Genomic DNA, 15,630 nt, shown 5'->3' on the forward strand with positions numbered 1-15,630 from the left:
CGCGCCGAACGCTCAGCCGGTTCTGATTTCCTGCAAAAATGGATTGCTGCGCCGCTCATCGCCGATGCGGCTGCCGGGGCCGTGGCCGCAGATGAAGCCGACGTCGTCGCCAAGCGGCAGCACCTTGTCGCGGATCGAGTCGAGAAGCTGCTGATGATTGCCGCCCGGCAAGTCGGTGCGGCCGATCGAGCCGTTGAAGAGCACGTCGCCGAGATGGGCGAAATTCTGCGCACGGTTGAAATAGATGACGTGGCCCGGCGCATGACCGGGCGCATGATAGACCTCGAATTCGTGATCGCCGAAAGAGATCTTGTCGCCATCCTTCAGCCAGCGGTCGGGTAGGACGTTGCGCAATCCCGATATGCCGTATTTTTCGGCCTGGGTCTCGATCCGTTGCAGCAGCGGCAGGTCGTCCTGATGCGGGCCAACCACCTCGATGCCCAGGGCTTCCTTTAGCTCGCTGGCACCGCCGGCATGGTCGAGATGGCCGTGCGTCAGCCAGATCTCCTTGATGATCAAGCCGTTTTGCGCGATCGCCTGAAGGATCAGCGGCACGTCGCCGCCCGGATCGACGACGACGCCTTCCTTGGTCTCGGGATCGAAGAAGATCGTGCAGTTCTGCTGGAAGGGTGTCACCGGAATGATGCCGGCCTGGAGCATGCCCATAAGTGCCTCGCTTGGTGTCTGGGATGCTCAGGGTATAGTCCGAAACCGCGTCAAGGACAGCCGGAATTTTCCGTGTTTGCTGCCTTGCCTCACGGCAAGAAGACGGGCTGCAACAAGAATTTATGCCTTCCGATGGTGTCGTCAGATGCCGAAAAACCTTGTTTTATTGAATTTTTTCAATTGCTTATGAAGTGCATTCTGCAAGCGGTCTTTGATGCTAGGCAGTCGATGGGAACATCGTGGAACGCCGCGCGTTGTCAGCCCATCGAAACCAAGGAGACGCTCAGATGACCTTGAAGAGAAACATTCTATTGGCCGGAGCCGTGCTCCTGGCGAGCGGCGGTCTGGCGCAGGCGGAGATGATGGCGACGACCGTCAACGATCTCAATGTCCGTGCCGGCCCCGGCCCGCAATATCCGGCGGTCGGTCTTGCCACCCGCGGCTCGACCGCGGTGCTCGACGGCTGCATCGAAGGCAGCCGCTGGTGCCGCGTCGACGTCAACGGGATGCGCGGCTGGGTCTACGCCGACTATCTGCAGGTCGACCGCGGCGGCAGCCAGGTCATCGTCGAACAGCACCGCGACGAGATCGGCGTTCCTGTCGTAACCTACGAGTCGACCGCCAGCGTCGTTCCCGTTGACCCGCAGCCGGCCCCGGGCGACGAGTTGCTCGGCCCGGTCGGGGCTGTCGAGACCATCACGCCGCCGGAGACGGTCCGCACCTATATCGACACCAATCCCGGCCAGACGGTGCAGCTCGGCGGCGATGTCGTCGTCGGTGCAGAGGTGCCCGCCGATGTTACCTTCCAGTCGATCCCGGATTACGAGTACCGCTATACCAGGATCAACGACCGACCGGTTCTGGTTGATCCCGGTACACGCCGGATCGTCTACGTTTATCAATAATCGAACCGGGAAAAATACAACGAGGCGGTCGAACCGGCCGCCTCGTTTCACGTCTGTCAACTTCTTCCCTTGCCTCCCGCATGGGTTGATTTTTTCTTAACGCTTTCCTTCGTAATATGATAAAATGCTAATATGCTGAAGGTTCGGCATATAAAGCGGCGATCGGGGAGATCGCCAGAGGAGGAAAGTCATGGAAGCGCTACTTCCGCTCGTCATACAATTGATTGCCGGTGCCATTGGCGGCAATGCCGCGAGCGCCGCCTTGAAGCAGCATGCGATCAATGTCGTCGCTCGAACGATCGCAGGCGCGATCGGCGGTGTCGCCGGCGGCATGCTGCTCGGCATGGTCGGTGGGGAAGCGGCTATGACCGGCCTGATCGCTGCCGGCATCGGCGGCCTGATCGGCGGCGGCATTCTCTCGACGCTCGCCGGTCTGGTCATGGCACGGGCACATCGGTAAATGCCCGCGGGCGTTCAGCCTAGCGCCGCGCGTCTTTTCAGCCGTGCGGCGCCGTAACGCTTTGAATCACTGTGTCGACCGCATGACGCATTTTGCCCGGCCGCGACTGCGGCTGGTAGCCGTTCATCGGCCTTTCGGAAATCGTCGTCACCTCAGCAGCCGAGCCGGTGAGGAAGCATTCGCTGAAGCCGGGGAATTCTTCCGCGGGGTTGCGCGCTCGATGACCTCGATGCCGCAGCGCTTGGCGAAACCGTTTGGTTATATAGGTGAGCTTGAACATCCGGCCAGCGCGCTCGCCCTTAAAGCCGGCGCTTCAAGCGCCAAGCCTGTTGATTGTTGTCCCCATTACGTTTTATCCACAGACGCAAGGGGAAATCGCGTATTGCGTCGGAGTGCCGGGCGGGTCTTGGTTTTCATGGAAATGCTGAGGAAAAAAGTCCGTGCGAGTCTCCCGTAGAGGTCGGAAAACTCACAGTGACGCAATTTATGTCAATAAAGCTGGCATATTTTGGCGAAATTTCCCGCGGGGGCGGGAAGAGAAAGGAAATGCCGCGTGTCACGACAGACCGGCCCGAAAGTAGGCAAGTCAGAGCCGCTGGCCACGCCGATGGAAGATACCGACATCATCGATTTCGAGATCATCGAGCTGTTCTTCTTCGCCTATCGCGACTTCGTTTCCGATCCTGACGCCATCCTCGAAACAAGCGGCTTCGGGCGGGCGCATCACCGCGTCGTGCATTTCGTCAACCGTAACCCCGGCATGACGGTGGCCGATCTTCTCGATACGCTGAAGATCACCAAGCAGAGCCTTGCAAGGGTGCTGAAACAGCTGATCGATTCAGGCTATATTCGCCAGGTGGCGGGGCCGGAGGACCGGCGGCAGCGCAAGCTTTATCCAACGAAATCGGGACGAGAGCTGGCGCTTGCTCTTGCCGAGCCGCAATCGCGCCGCATTGAGCGGGCATTCGAAGGGGCTTCTGCGGAGGTGCGGGAGGGCGTAAAAGCTTTCCTTAGAGGCATGCGGGACAGACAGAAGGCGGATTGAATGGCGGTCAAGACAGGTATTTCCGACGATGCGGCGCATCTGCTGGTGGTCGACGACGACTCGCGCATCCGCGCGCTGCTCAATCGCTATCTCGCCGAGAACGGCTTTCGCGTGACCGTCGCCGCCGACGGCGCCGAGGCGCAGCGCAAGCTCGCGGGTCTCGATTTCGACCTGATCATCATGGATGTGATGATGCCGGGCGAATCCGGCATCGACGTCACCCGCGGGCTTCGCGCCATCAAGAATGTGCCGATCATCATGCTGACGGCGTTGGCAGAGTCCGGCAACCGCATCGAAGGCCTCGAGGCAGGCGCCGACGACTATCTTTCCAAGCCCTTCGATCCGCGGGAACTGGTGCTGCGCATCAACAATATCCTGCGTCGCAATGCCGGCGGGGAGGGACCGAAGATCGAACAAGTGATGTTCGGCCCCTACACATTCTCGCTGACCCGCAAGGAGCTGAAGAAGGCCAGCGAGGTGATCCGGCTGACCGACCGCGAGCAGGAGATCATGCTGCTCTTTGCGCGGCGTGCCGGCGATACGATCCCCCGCCATGAGCTGATCGGCAACGACACCGAGGTGGGCGAACGGACGATCGACGTGCAGATCAACCGGCTGCGGCGTAAGATCGAGGATGATCCGGCCAATCCCGTCTGGCTGCAGACCGTGCGCGGCATCGGATACAGGCTGAGCATCGACTAATGCATGTCGCGCAAAACTGTGCAGCGGTTTTGCGGCAACGACATGCTGAAAACAAAGACCTAAAGCGCAAGGAGCGAATCTGAAAGTCGCGACGCGCTTTAGGTCTAAGGATAGAGGCCAGGACCGGCGCTGATGGTGACGATCGACAGCTTGCGGCGGGAAGACCGCAATTCTGCGCCAGGCTGGCGCTCGGTTGTCCGCTGGCTGCGCCGGCGGCTGCCGACCGGGCTTTACGCGCGCTCGCTGCTGATTATCATCATTCCGATGGTGCTACTGCAATCCGTTGTCGCGGCCGTCTTCATGGAGCGCCACTGGCAGATGGTGACGGAGCGGCTGTCGCTTGCCGTCACCCGCGACATTGCCGCGATCATAGAGATCATCGAGACCTACCCGCAGAATTCGGACTATAGCGAGATCGTCCGCATCGCCCGCGATCAGCTCAGCCTGCAGATCTCGATCGAGCCGGACGGCGATCTGCCGCCGCCGCGCGTCAAGCCCTTCTTCTCGATCCTCGATGGCATCCTCAGCGACGAGATCACCGACGAGATCCACCGGCCTTTCTGGATCGACACGGTCGGCAACTCGAACCTCGTCGAGATCCGCATCAAGCTTGACAACAAGATCCTCAGGGTGCTGACCAAGCGCAGCCAGACCTATGCCTCGAACACCCATATCTTCATCGTCTGGATGGTCGGCACCTCGCTGGTGTTGATCGGCATCTCGATCCTCTTCCTGCGCGGACAAATCCGTCCGATCCTGACCTTGGCGCGCGCGGCCGAAAGCTTCGGCAAGGGGCAGAAACCCGACAATTTCTATCCGCGCGGGGCCGACGAGGTCCGGCGCGCCGGCCTTGCCTTTATCCTGATGCGCGAGCGAATCGAGCGGCAGATCGAGCAGCGCACTGCGATGCTGTCGGGCGTCAGCCATGATCTGCGCACCATCCTGACCCGCTTCAAACTGCAACTGGCGCTCGCCGGCGACAATCCCGATCTGCATGGGCTGAACGACGACGTCGACGATATGCAGGCCATGCTGGAGGCCTATACGGCTTTCGCACGCGGCGAGGTCGAAGAAGATGTCGGCGAGTTAAGACTCAGCGAGGTCTTCGCAAAGCTGGAATCCGATTTCGCCCTGCACGGCAAGACATTCAGCTATACGATCGAAGGCGATGACGACATATCGGTCAGGCCGAACGCCTTCATGCGTCTCGTCACCAACCTTGCATCGAATGCGCGGCGTTATGCGGGCAGGCTCGACATTGAGGCCAAGCACAGTGCCAAATGGTTGACCGTCATCTTCGACGACGACGGGCCGGGCATTCCGGAAAAGAATCGCGAGGACGTGTTCAAGCCGTTCTTCCGGCTGGACGCGGCGCGTAATCTCGATGCCTCGGGCACCGGCCTCGGCCTTGCGATCGCCCGCGACATCGCCCGCAGTCACGGCGGCAACGTCACCCTTGGCGACAGCCCGCTCGGCGGACTGAGGGCAACGATCCGCATCCCGGCCTAAACGCCTGTCACGGTCAGCTTCACGGCCTTGCGCGCATCGAAATCGCCCAAACGTTCGACGATCCAACGCCAGAGGGCGGCAACCTGCATGAGGAGGTCGCGTCCGAGCGGCGTCAACTCATATTCGACGCGCGGCGGCACTTGCGGATAGAGGGTGCGGATGATGAGACCGTCTCTTTCGAGGGTGCGTAGCGTCTGCGTCAGCACTTTCTGGCTGATGCCCTCGACCCTTTCCATGAGGCGCGAGAAGCGCAAGGGTGCACCGGCATCGGCGAGCACGTGCAGGATGCGCAGCGGCCATTTCGCCGCCGCCCGCTCGATCAGTTCGCGAGCGCGCGCATCCTGTTCGTCCGTCATGGAGCAGCAGAAGTCGAACATGTCACTGGTCATGTCAGTTACCTCAAGGTGTGTATAGATCGTCTGGGTACCTTCTTTCGATTGGATACAACAGACCATACATCAGCCGGGAACCAAAGAAGGGAAAGGTTTCCGATGTCCAGGGTCTGGTTGATCACAGGAAGTTCGCGCGGTCTCGGCCGGGCGCTGGCGGAGGCGGTTTTGGCCTCCGGCGACAATCTGGTGGCGACGGCGCGCGATCCCGCCCGCCTTGCCGATCTCTCCGAGCGGTATGGCGGCCAGGTGTTGACGATAGCGCTCGATGTGACCGACGAGACGGCGGCAGCAGTGGCGGTCGAGGCTGGCGTGAAGAGGTTCGGGCGTATCGATGTGCTCGTCAACAATGCCGGCTACGGCAATGTTTCCTCGATCGAAGATACCAGTCTCGCCGATTTCCGGGCACAGGTCGAGGCCAACCTGTTCGGCACGATCATCATGACCAAGGCGGTCATCGCCTTAATGCGCGGGCAGGGGGCGGGGCACATCATCCAGTTCTCATCGGTCGGCGGCCGTATCGGCCCTGCCGGGCGCGGCGCCTATTCGGCGGCGAAATTTGCTGTCGAGGGCTTTTCTGAGGTGCTGTCGAAAGAGGTTGCGCCATTCGGCATCAAGGTGACAGTGATCGAGCCCGGCGGCTTCAGAACCGATTTCGCCGGCGCCTCGACGATGCTTGCCGAAGGGCGGCAGGACTATGAGGAGACGGTCGGCGCTACCGTGCGCTTCCAGCGTGAGTATAATGGCCGCCAGCCCGGCGATCCCGCCAAGGCGGCTGCGGTCATTATCCATATCGCCGGTCTCGACCAGCCCCCGTTCCGGCTGCTGCTCGGCAGCGATGCGGTCAGCAATGTCGAAAAAGCCGATGCCGCGCGTATTGAGGCTGATCGGGAATGGCGCGCCGTCAGCGTCTCGACCGATTTTGAGCCCGATGCCGAGACCCTTTGAGAAACTCGGCTGACAGATGGGCAAAAAGAAAGCGCCGCTAAAAAGCGGCGCTCGGCATCAGCGATGAAGAGAGATCAGCCGGCGGTGCAGAAATGGCTGCGGCCGTCATTGCCGATATAGGTGCCGCTACGCGGATCGAAGGAGCGGTAGCGATAAGAGCAGTAACGCTCCCATTGCGGCGACCAGGGCTCCACTGCCGTGCGGACCGGCGCATAATAGCGCGGCTGTTCGACATATTGCGGCTGCTCGACATAAACGCGGCGCGGGGCGCGATAGACCGGAGCCGGCTCGTAATATCCGGGTTCGTAGGGCGGGTCGATGTAGCGAGGCTCGTCGTAAACAGGGCCGTTATTGGCGTTGGCGATGGCCGAGCCGACGATCAGGCCGGTGGCAAGGCCGACTGCGCCTCCGACGAGCGCGTCGTTATTGCCATGATGCCGCCAATGGCGGTCGCCGGCCGATGCCTCGCCGATAACAGAAAGGGTAAGCGCAGCAGCCGTTGCCGTCAGCAGAAGAGTTTTGGCGAGCCTGTTCATAAGCATAAATCCCAATCCCGGGAACCGAACGCCGGTTCCTATCTCGATGATGATGGTAGTAGAGATCAGTAGCTGAACGAAGGCTGAACGACAAAACCCGGCATTGCTGCCGGGCTTCAACTCGAAATTCGACAGCCTTGTTAAGGGTTCAGCCCGCAATCTGCAGATTGACGGCCTTTGGGCCCTTGCCGCGGCGATCCGGCTCCGTGTCGAAGCTTACCTTCTGATTTTCCGTCAGGCCGGCCAGTCCGGAGGCTTGAACGGCAGAAATGTGAACGAAGATATCGGCGCCGCCCCGGTCCGGCTTGATGAAGCCGAAGCCTTTGTCGGTATTGAAGAATTTTACAGTGCCAGTCTCTGCCATGCGTCAGGTCCTTTTCTCTCCGCCCGCCATCCACACGGGCAGCATCATAGCATTGCCTCCTTGCGGGAGGCGTTGGCAGGCAATTCTTGAAATGTGAGAAAAAGGTCCCCTCTACCTCGGCCTGCTCCAGACAGGACTTTCGCCCGCCATAATCGGAACCGGCTGACCGGGATAATTGGCGTTCCCGGCGCGCAAATACTTTAGGACTTCCCATGCTCGCAAAATGCCCGAACGCGCTGAGAGTGCTGCGTTAAACGAATTTTGGCAAGTAAAAGTTTTTTTCCGTGTCGTTCGAGGCACACCTGCCCGGATATCCAATTTGCGCAAAAACGCAAAATTTCCTTCGCCGATAGGGAATGATTAACGTTTTACATCGTCTGCAATATAAGTTTCGAGCAGATTTTCCCAAAAATGCAACGTGAACGCGTCTTGCCGCTCTCGTTAATTTTTTTCGGATTCGCCAATCGCCCATATTTGGACGCGTGTTCAGACGGCTGGCAAGCGTCGCCGGGCAAATCCGGGCACGAGTTCGACCACAAGCATAGCGATAAACAGGAGCGCGCAACCTGCATAACCCGTCGCCGGCATCGTCTCCCCGAGCACAAGGGCCGCAAGCGACGAGCCGAAAAGCGCTTCGGAGGAGAGGAAGATCGCGGCCTGCGAGGGCGTCGTGTAACGCTGGGCGATCACCTGCAGCACGAAGGCCAAGCCCGAGGAGAAAATGCCGACATAGAGAATCTGAGGTCCTGCGGCCCATATTGCCGACAGCGTGATCGGTTCAAAGGCTGCGGCAATGGCGAGCGCGCAGACCGCGGTGACGGCGAATTGCGTGGCCGAGAGTGCAAGCGGCCTTCCGGTCGCAGAAACGGTCGTGCCGGCAAGGGTGATCTGGATTGCCCAGAAGACGGCGCAGGCGACTGTCAGGAGATCGCCTGAGGTGAGGGCCGAGAGATGACCGCCGGAGAGGAGATAGATGCCGGCGACGGCCATCAGCGCGCCCGGCCAGATGATCCAATGCGGGGCACGGCGCAGGAAGAACACGGCGATCAGCGGCACGAAGACCACATAGAGACCGGTGATGAAGCTGGAATTCGTCACCGTGGTCGTCTGCAGCCCGACCTGCTGTGTGGCTGCGCCGCTGAAAAGGGCAAGGCCGGTGAGGATATAGAGTTTCGCATGGCGGGCGCTTGTCTTCGCCTTGGCTTTGCGCGCTTCGAAAACGACGAAGGGCAGCACGGCCAATGTGGCGACGGTAAAACGCAGAGCGATGAACCAGAAGGGGCCGATCGCCTTCATCGCCGTCGACTGGGCAACGAAGCCGCCGCCCCAGATGGCGGCTGCGAACAATAGCAGGAGGTTCGCCTGAGCGCGCGTCATGTCGTCCTCTATGGGGAAGGGTAGGCCGGAGCGGTTAGCAGTTGCATTTCCTCCAGGCAAGGGCAAAGACTTCTATCGGCGGAGATGACAGGATGGGACAGGAAGAAAGCCGGCCGGCCGGCGATACGGCTGCAACGTCCGGGACGGCTGGCTATTCAGGCAGGCCGCTCGCCAGCAAGCTCGGCCTTGGGCGCGGGCAGGCGGCTGCTCTTCTCGGCGTTCCCGAAACGATTGGCGATATCCATGGCTTCGATGGTTTTGCCTCGGTCGCCCTTGCGCTGCCGGAGACGCCTCGGCGGGCTTTCGACTACGTGCATCTGTTTGTGACCGAACGGGCAGCGCTGGAGGCTGTCGCGGTTAGGCTCTTCGGCGTTCTCAAACCGGATGGCATGCTCTGGATCTCCTGGCCAAAAAAGAGTTCGCGGGTGCCGACCGATGTCACCGAGGACGTGCTCCGGAAGATCCTCCTTCCGACCGGTCTTGTCGACGTCAAGGTCTGCGCCGTCGACGAAATCTGGTCCGGGCTGAAATTCGTTATCCGCAAGGAACTTCGCGGGACCTTGTGATCTTTCAGCCGTTGTTGGCCTCAGCGCGCGAAACTCTGAGCAGCGCGCCGTTATCCTCGTCCGTCACCATCAGCAGCGCGCCGTCGGGCGCGACGATGACATCGCGAATGCGGCCGTATTCGCCCTCGAACAGCCGCTCCTCGGCGACGAAGGCGCCGCTTTCGTCGCGCTGCATGCGCGATAGCAGCTGGAACTTCAGCGCCGCGACGATGAAATTGCCGTCCCATTCCGGAAACATGGCGCCGCGATAGACAGCGAGCGCACCGGGCGCGATCGACGGATCCCAGTAATGCAGCGGCTGTTCCAGTCCCTTCTTCGCTGTACCTTCTCCGATCTCGGCGCCGGAATAGTCGCGGCCGTAGGTGATGATCGGCCAGCCGTAATTCTTGCCCGCCTCGGGCTCATTGATCTCGTCGCCGCCGCGGGCGCCGTGTTCGACGGTATAAAGCTTGCCGTCCTTGCTATCGAAGGTGATACCCTGCGGGTTGCGGTGGCCTTTCGACCAGATTTCCGGCAGCGCTTTGCCGCCGTCCTTGAACGGATTGTCGGCCGGGATGCTGCCATCGGCATTGATGTGGATGATCGAGCCGGCATCGTCCCGCCAGTCCTGCGAGCGGTCGCGGTCGCCGCGGTCGCCGACGCTGATGAACAGCGAACCGTCACGGGCAATGGCGATGCGCGAGCCGTACTGGATATTGCCCGTGGTGAAGCGCTGCATGGTGAAAACAGGCGTCACCGCATCGAGTGCCTTCTCGTCGGCGGAAAGCGTGGCGGTGAAGGCCTCGGTGCCTGAGCCCTGTTTATTGGCGATGGCAGCGGTGAAATAGAGCTTTCTGGACGTCGCAAAGTCCGGAGCCAGCGCCACATCCATCAGGCCGCCCTGGCCGCGGGCGCTGACCTTGGGCACACCGCCGATCGGGCCGGAGACTTTGCCGTCGCGGACGATGCGCATCCGACCCGGCCGCTCGGTGACGAGGTAGGCGCCGTCGGGCAACACCTCGACCGCCCAGGGATGTTCGAGGCCGTCGGCAAGCTTGTCGACACGGACCGCCAGATCCTGCGTGTTGACGGTGTCGTCCGCACCGGCTGATAAGGCGCCGATCAGAAGCAGCGCTGCGGCGATTTGAAAGGCGGATATTCTGGTCATCTTGCTTCCCCGTCGTCTGTCACGCTGGAACGTGGAGCGGGCAGGGGAGAGCTTCAACCCTCATTCGATCCGATATAACGGCTTTGTGTTTACCGGTTGAACGGAACCTGTCACTTGCCCATCGACCAGTTCGGCTTCGAGGATATAGCGCAACGGCCCGCGTTCGGTCGCATCGAAGGGCCAGCAGGTGGTCAGCACCAGATGGCGGCCGTTGGAGGCGGGATCGATGCCGCTGGCATCCCAGGGGGCGATACGGCCTTCGCCGGCCTTGAAGGTCAGGACCTTGCCGTCACGACGGGTGACCTCGATGGTGTCGCCGGGCTTTATATATTGCAGCCAGCGAAAATGCGTGTCGCGATGGGCGGCGATAACCGCGGTGCCTTCATCGCCTGGCTGCGGCGTGTTGGCGAGCCAGGCAGGACCAAAGGCGAGAGCTTCGCCGGAAGCGCCGGAAAGCACGATCGCCTCCTTGCCGAGGCGCGGTGCGCGCACCTTGGCTTCCGTAGTGAAATCAGCCCAAGGCCAGGGTTTCGTCGCTTCGCCCCTGAGTTCGGCAGCGAAGGCGCGTTTCAGCAGAACCTGGGAAAGCTCCGCCTTCGCCTTCAGCAGGAAACCGTCGCCGATCAGCGCCAAGCCGTAAAGGGCAAGGCCGGCGATACCGACGGCGATCGCTTTTTCGATCGGGGAAAGACGCCAGAGGAAGAAGCCTTTCCTCTGGCGCACCTTGGGCCTGTCGTGGGCCGTGGCGGCCGCCATGGCGAGTTCCAGATAGGTCGGAAGCGGCTCGAATTCGGCCGCTTCCTCGTTCCGGCTTGCTGCTAGCCTAGAGACCATTTGGCTTGGCTCCCACCGCGATCAACCGCTTGATGCGCCGGCGCCAGACGGCCAGCCCGCTTGCCGCCGTCAGCGCCAGGAGCAGCATGGTAAGCCCGCGGATGATCTGCTCGTCGGCGCGCGTCGCCGTCTGCGGCAGGTTCACGGTCGAGCTCTTCTGCGCGATCAGGGTGGCGGCCTTAGCGGTCGGGGCCGCGGCCATCATGTTGGCGAGCTCAGGCGATGCGGCGAGATCCGGTGTTTCGACCACGGCCTGTTGCGGTCCGGCGTTTGCTGCAGGGGTGGCTGCGCCATGACGTTCTCCGCCACCGGAAGGAACAACGTTTTCGCCGAAGACCTTATCGAAATCCCAACCCTCAGGCAGGTTCAGCGGCAGCTTTGCTGAGCCGAGCGGTTCGCTTGCCGGTCGCGACGGCGTGACGTCGACGGCGACCAGGCTGGTGAGGCGGGAGACGAGATGGTGGGCGAGCGCCACCGTCTCGATATCCTTGTCGAGCGCGGCCGGATTCTGACGCTCATAGGCGCGGGCTTCGAAATCATCGATCTTACGCCGCGCCCAGAGCTTGGAGACGCCGTTGCCGTCGGCGGCATTGGCGATATCCATTTGGACGCGCCAGGGCTGGTCGCCCGTCTTGCCGATGATTTCAAGCTTGCCGGCGGGCTTATCCCCCGGCAGTTCCGCTGTGAGAACGACAGGCTCGCCGCTATAAAGGTCCGGCATCGGGTTCGGCGTAATATCCTCGGCCGCGATGCCTTCGAAATTTGCGGCGATATCGATCATGGCGGGGTTCTGCAGCTTGGCGAAAAGCTCGCCCATGCGGCTTGCCACCTGATCGGTCGAGCCGATCTGAGTGAAGGTGCCACGGCCGATTTCGGCGGCCTTGGACATGAAATAGGTGTTCGGGGCCGAGCCGATCCCGACGGTGAAGACGCGGGCATCGCCGCGGCTTGCGGTGATTTCCTGGAAGAGCTGCTGTTCGTTGCCAATCGCACCATCGGTCAGGAACACGACCTGCCGCAGCGCTCCGGTTGCAACCGGTCCCTGATTGCGCAGCGCATCCTCGAGTGCGGGCAGCATTTCGGTGCCGCCGTCGGCGGTCAGGCCCCTGACGTAGGCGATCGCCTTTTCGCGGTTATCCGGGGTGGCGGCGACCAGGCGCTTGAAATAGTCGGTCATCGTGTCGTCGAAACGGACGACGTTGAAGCGGTCGTCGGGGTTCAGCCTGGAAATGGCAAGCGCCAGGCTCTGCCTTGCCTGCTCGATCGACGGCCCGGACATGGAGCCGGAATTGTCGATGACGAAGACCACTTCACGTTTGGCTGGCGGCGCTGCCGCATCCGGCGCCGTCGGCGGGGTGACGAAGGCGAGCAGATAGGTCTTACCATCAATCACTTCGCGGAAGAGTCCGGCGCTCGGCAGTTTGCCGGGCGCGGCCTGCCAGGTCAGTTCGAAATCCTTGTCGGCGGGGACGGCGTCCCCCTTCAGGCTGATCGTTCTCGTCTGGTCGCCGTCCTGGTGGATATCGACCTCGTGGAAGGAGGATTTGACCTCGCCGAGCCGAAAACCGGCCCTGAGGTCGACGGTCAGCGAAACCGGGTTGATCTTGGCATTGTCGCGCGGATCAAGCACCGGGGCTTCGATCTTATCCCGGTTTCCCACCGGGTCGCGCGGCGTGGCGAAACCGGCGCCGTTGTTGAACTCGACGGTCTGGACGATCGGCGCAGGATTGTAGCGCGGGGCGACGACCATCGGGAAGCGCAGCGAGAACTCGCCGCCCGACTGGTGGACGGTTTGCTGATATTCGATCTGCACGACGATCTCTTCCCGGGCCCGATATTGGCGACCTGGTTGGTGAAGATGTTCGGCCGCTGCTGTTCGAGCAGCGCCGTCTTCTTGCCCTCCGCCTTGGCCTGCTCGTAGATCTCGCGGGCTTCCTGGCGCGGCTTGATCTGGCCTTCGATGAAGCGTTCGCCGATCTGCATCTTCAGCGCATCGACGGCGGAATTGTCCGGCAGTGGGAAGACGTAGGTGCCCTCGACCCAGCCCTTGCTCGGGTTCTGGAAACGCTGCGTCACCTTCACCCTCGCGATCGGGCCGGAGACATCGATCGCGACGTCGCTCTTCAGCCGCGGCGCTTCGACGTAGAAGCCCGGCTCCTTCGAAGGAAACAGCAGCGAACCGCTGTTGACGTCGTTCGGCCGCACCAGTGCTGCAAGCTGGCTGGGCGCCTGCTGCGTCTCGGCGCGAGCGGCGGAGACAAGCCCCAGCATTGCCGTGACACAGGCGACAAAGGCGGTGGCGGCGACAAGAAATGAAATGGAAATCCGGCGCGCACGTATGCGCCCTATGGCATATTCGTCTTCCAGAAACATTGGCATACCCTCAATAACCAATTTTGGATAAGTCAATGATGCGGCTTCGATCTCGGCGCGCTCGCGACCGAATTACGGCGCGGCCCGGCATTTGTTGCGGCTTATTCGTGGCGGCGATGAAATCCTGCGATCTCTCTGATTTCAAAAAGACATAGGTGAGGAAAAACGCGATCATCGCAACCGCGAAGGTGCCGGACGCTGTGGAGATGTCGCCGACCGTCCGCCGCTGTCTTTGTGACAACAACCCTCGCTGATCGGCATGATGACGAAGGTCAGGTCGCGCCAGTTGCCGGCGATAATCCTGATCTTCTCGACATGCCCGCGAATGACTTCGAGGAAACGGAGAACCACAATGGTCTCAGATCTCAGTGCAAGAGTTGCGCCGCGCACTTCAACTGCTGTCCGAAGCGCCGGCAAACTGGGGGGCGGTGCGGCAAAAGGATCAATAAGAATCATTGCCCCCATCACGCCTTTACGCTTGAAATGCCGTCATACATTGGACATAGAGCTAACCGCAGAACTCCGGTCGCGGCTTTCTGCCCGTATCAACCATTAGGACCGATATCATGGCCTTCCTTGCCGATGCTCTTTCCCGTGTGAAGCCTTCAGCCACCATCGCCGTTTCCCAGAAAGCGCGTGAGCTGAAAGCAAAAGGACGTGACGTCATTGGCCTCGGCGCAGGCGAGCCGGATTTCGATACGCCGGAGAATATCAAGACGGCCGCCATCGAGGCGATCAACCGCGGCGAGACCAAGTACACGCCGGTTTCCGGCATTCCCGAACTGCGCAAGGCGATCGCCGCCAAATTCAAGCGCGAAAACGGCCTGGAGTATTCCTGGGAGCAGACAATCGTCGGCACCGGCGGCAAGCAGATCCTGTTCAACGCCTTCATGGCGACGCTGAACCCCGGCGATGAAGTCGTCGTCCCCGCACCTTACTGGGTTTCCTACCCTGAGATGGTGGCGCTGTGCGGCGGCACGCCGGTTTTCGTTTCCGCGACCCAGGAGCATAATTTCAAGCTCCAGGCCGCCGATTTGGAAAAGGCGATCACGCCGAAAACCAAGTGGTTCATCTTCAACTCGCCGTCCAACCCGACGGGTGCGGCCTATACGCATGCCGAGCTGAAGGCATTGACAGACGTGCTGATGAAGCATCCGCATGTCTGGGTGCTGACCGACGATATGTACGAGCACCTGACCTATGGCGACTTCAAGTTCGTTACGCCCGTCGAAGTCGAGCCGAAGCTCTATGACCGCACACTGACGATGAACGGCGTTTCCAAGGCGTATGCGATGACCGGTTGGCGTATCGGCTATGCCGCAGGCCCGATCCAGCTCATCAAGGCGATGGACATGATCCAGGGCCAGCAGACCTCAGGCGCGACGTCGATTGCCCAGTGGGCCGCCGTCGAAGCGCTGAACGGCACGCAGGACTTCATTCCTGAGAACAAGAAGATCTTCGAAGGCCGCCGCGATCTCGTCGTTTCCATGCTGAACCAGGCCAAGGGCATCGTTTGCCCGGTGCCGGAAGGCGCCTTCTACGTCTATCCCTCCTGCAAGGGCTTGATCGGCAAAACCGCACCCTCCGGCAAAGTCATCGAGACGGATGAGGATTTCGTTTCCGAGCTTCTGGAATCGGAAGGCGTCGCCGTCGTTCATGGCTCGGCCTTCGGCCTCGGCCCTAATTTCCGCATCTCCTATGCGACGTCGGAAGATCTTCTCGAGGAAGCCTGCCGCCGCATCCAGCGTTTTTGCGCCGCCTGCAAGTAAGCGGACTGCGATAGTATCGATCGAAGGCCTGCCGGCGACG

The 15,630-nt window shown here is 61.3% G+C and carries 17 protein-coding genes and 2 pseudogenes; 9 read left to right on the plus strand and 10 right to left on the minus strand.

Features of this window, described 5'->3' with window-relative positions; genetic code table 11:
- Window positions 1-12: 12 nt before the first annotated feature.
- Window positions 13-666, minus strand: coding sequence for an MBL fold metallo-hydrolase (locus MF410_RS03110; protein WP_097626726.1), 654 nt, complete (start codon window positions 664-666; stop codon window positions 13-15).
- A gap of 72 nt (window positions 667-738) precedes the next feature.
- On the opposite strand from MF410_RS03110, the gene MF410_RS03115 reads away from it, so the two are divergent.
- From MF410_RS03115 to MF410_RS03125, 3 genes are all read left to right on the plus strand, one after another.
- Window positions 739-957 (plus strand): hypothetical protein, encoded by a 219-nt coding sequence (locus MF410_RS03115; protein WP_131711514.1) that lies wholly within the window; start codon window positions 739-741, stop codon window positions 955-957.
- Window positions 954-1,571, plus strand: a complete 618-nt coding sequence (locus tag MF410_RS03120) for a DUF1236 domain-containing protein (protein WP_012558489.1) — start codon at window positions 954-956, stop codon at window positions 1,569-1,571. The genes MF410_RS03115 and MF410_RS03120 overlap by 4 nt, the downstream gene beginning before the upstream one ends.
- 190 nt (window positions 1,572-1,761) lie before the next feature.
- Window positions 1,762-2,031, plus strand: coding sequence for a hypothetical protein (locus MF410_RS03125; protein WP_097626728.1), 270 nt, complete (start codon window positions 1,762-1,764; stop codon window positions 2,029-2,031).
- A 37-nt stretch (window positions 2,032-2,068) separates the two neighbouring features.
- Here the strand turns inward: MF410_RS03125 and MF410_RS03130 are convergent.
- Window positions 2,069-2,277: pseudogene (locus MF410_RS03130) on the minus strand (hypothetical protein); the annotation flags it as partial.
- A 307-nt stretch (window positions 2,278-2,584) separates the two neighbouring features.
- Between MF410_RS03130 and MF410_RS03135 the strand changes: the two are divergent.
- From MF410_RS03135 to MF410_RS03145, 3 genes are all read left to right on the plus strand, one after another.
- Window positions 2,585-3,076 carry a MarR family transcriptional regulator gene (locus MF410_RS03135; RefSeq protein ID WP_097626732.1) on the plus strand — a complete coding sequence of 164 codons (492 nt, stop codon included), beginning with the start codon at window positions 2,585-2,587 and terminating at the stop codon, window positions 3,074-3,076.
- Complete coding sequence (locus tag MF410_RS03140; protein WP_003581129.1) at window positions 3,077-3,778, plus strand: response regulator transcription factor; 702 nt, start codon at window positions 3,077-3,079, stop codon at window positions 3,776-3,778. It abuts the gene before it with no gap.
- Window positions 3,779-3,910: 132 nt separating this feature from the next.
- Window positions 3,911-5,287: an ATP-binding protein gene (locus MF410_RS03145; RefSeq protein WP_097626734.1), complete on the plus strand. Its 1,377-nt coding sequence runs from the start codon at window positions 3,911-3,913 to the stop codon at window positions 5,285-5,287.
- Here the strand turns inward: MF410_RS03145 and MF410_RS03150 are convergent.
- Window positions 5,284-5,742, minus strand: a complete 459-nt coding sequence (locus tag MF410_RS03150) for a helix-turn-helix domain-containing protein (protein WP_097626736.1) — start codon at window positions 5,740-5,742, stop codon at window positions 5,284-5,286. The two genes, MF410_RS03145 and MF410_RS03150, sit on opposite strands and share 4 nt — an antisense overlap.
- A gap of 36 nt (window positions 5,743-5,778) precedes the next feature.
- Between MF410_RS03150 and MF410_RS03155 the strand changes: the two genes are divergently transcribed.
- Complete coding sequence (locus tag MF410_RS03155) at window positions 5,779-6,624, plus strand: oxidoreductase (protein WP_097626738.1); 846 nt, start codon at window positions 5,779-5,781, stop codon at window positions 6,622-6,624.
- 74 nt (window positions 6,625-6,698) lie between these two features.
- Here the strand turns inward: MF410_RS03155 and MF410_RS03160 are convergent, their stop codons facing one another.
- The 3 genes from MF410_RS03160 to MF410_RS03170 form a co-directional block, all read right to left on the minus strand.
- Entirely contained in the window at window positions 6,699-7,160 is a 462-nt protein-coding gene (locus tag MF410_RS03160; protein WP_097626829.1) for a BA14K family protein, read from the minus strand.
- A gap of 148 nt (window positions 7,161-7,308) precedes the next feature.
- Window positions 7,309-7,524 (minus strand): cold-shock protein, encoded by a 216-nt coding sequence (locus tag MF410_RS03165; protein WP_003561293.1) that lies wholly within the window; start codon window positions 7,522-7,524, stop codon window positions 7,309-7,311.
- A 486-nt stretch (window positions 7,525-8,010) separates the two neighbouring features.
- Window positions 8,011-8,901, minus strand: coding sequence for a DMT family transporter (locus MF410_RS03170; RefSeq protein WP_097626740.1), 891 nt, complete (start codon window positions 8,899-8,901; stop codon window positions 8,011-8,013).
- A gap of 92 nt (window positions 8,902-8,993) precedes the next feature.
- On the opposite strand from MF410_RS03170, the gene MF410_RS03175 reads away from it, so the two are divergent.
- The gene (locus MF410_RS03175) at window positions 8,994-9,467 is read left to right on the plus strand and encodes a DUF3052 domain-containing protein (RefSeq protein ID WP_097626742.1); all 474 of its coding nucleotides are present in this window, start codon (window positions 8,994-8,996) and stop codon (window positions 9,465-9,467) included.
- Window positions 9,468-9,471: 4 nt separating this feature from the next.
- On the opposite strand, the gene MF410_RS03180 is transcribed toward MF410_RS03175, so the two are convergent.
- From MF410_RS03180 to MF410_RS03195, 4 genes and pseudogenes are all read right to left on the minus strand, one after another.
- Complete coding sequence (locus tag MF410_RS03180) at window positions 9,472-10,614, minus strand: PQQ-dependent sugar dehydrogenase (protein ID WP_097626745.1); 1,143 nt, start codon at window positions 10,612-10,614, stop codon at window positions 9,472-9,474.
- A gap of 60 nt (window positions 10,615-10,674) precedes the next feature.
- Window positions 10,675-11,448, minus strand: a complete 774-nt coding sequence (locus MF410_RS03185; protein WP_097626746.1) for a class GN sortase — start codon at window positions 11,446-11,448, stop codon at window positions 10,675-10,677.
- A pseudogene (locus MF410_RS03190) lies at window positions 11,438-13,821 on the minus strand (marine proteobacterial sortase target protein). The gene MF410_RS03185 and the pseudogene MF410_RS03190 overlap by 11 nt, the downstream one beginning before the upstream one ends.
- 171 nt (window positions 13,822-13,992) lie before the next feature.
- A complete protein-coding gene (locus MF410_RS03195) occupies window positions 13,993-14,277 on the minus strand; it encodes a hypothetical protein (RefSeq protein ID WP_131711515.1) in 285 nt (94 codons plus the stop codon).
- 110 nt (window positions 14,278-14,387) lie between these two features.
- Between MF410_RS03195 and MF410_RS03200 the strand changes: the two genes are divergently transcribed.
- The gene (locus tag MF410_RS03200) at window positions 14,388-15,590 is read left to right on the plus strand and encodes a pyridoxal phosphate-dependent aminotransferase (RefSeq protein ID WP_097626750.1); all 1,203 of its coding nucleotides are present in this window, start codon (window positions 14,388-14,390) and stop codon (window positions 15,588-15,590) included.
- Window positions 15,591-15,630: the final 40 nt, after the last annotated feature.

It is taken from the genome of Rhizobium sp. C104, assembly GCF_022354505.1.
Lineage (GTDB): Bacteria > Pseudomonadota > Alphaproteobacteria > Rhizobiales > Rhizobiaceae > Rhizobium > Rhizobium redzepovicii.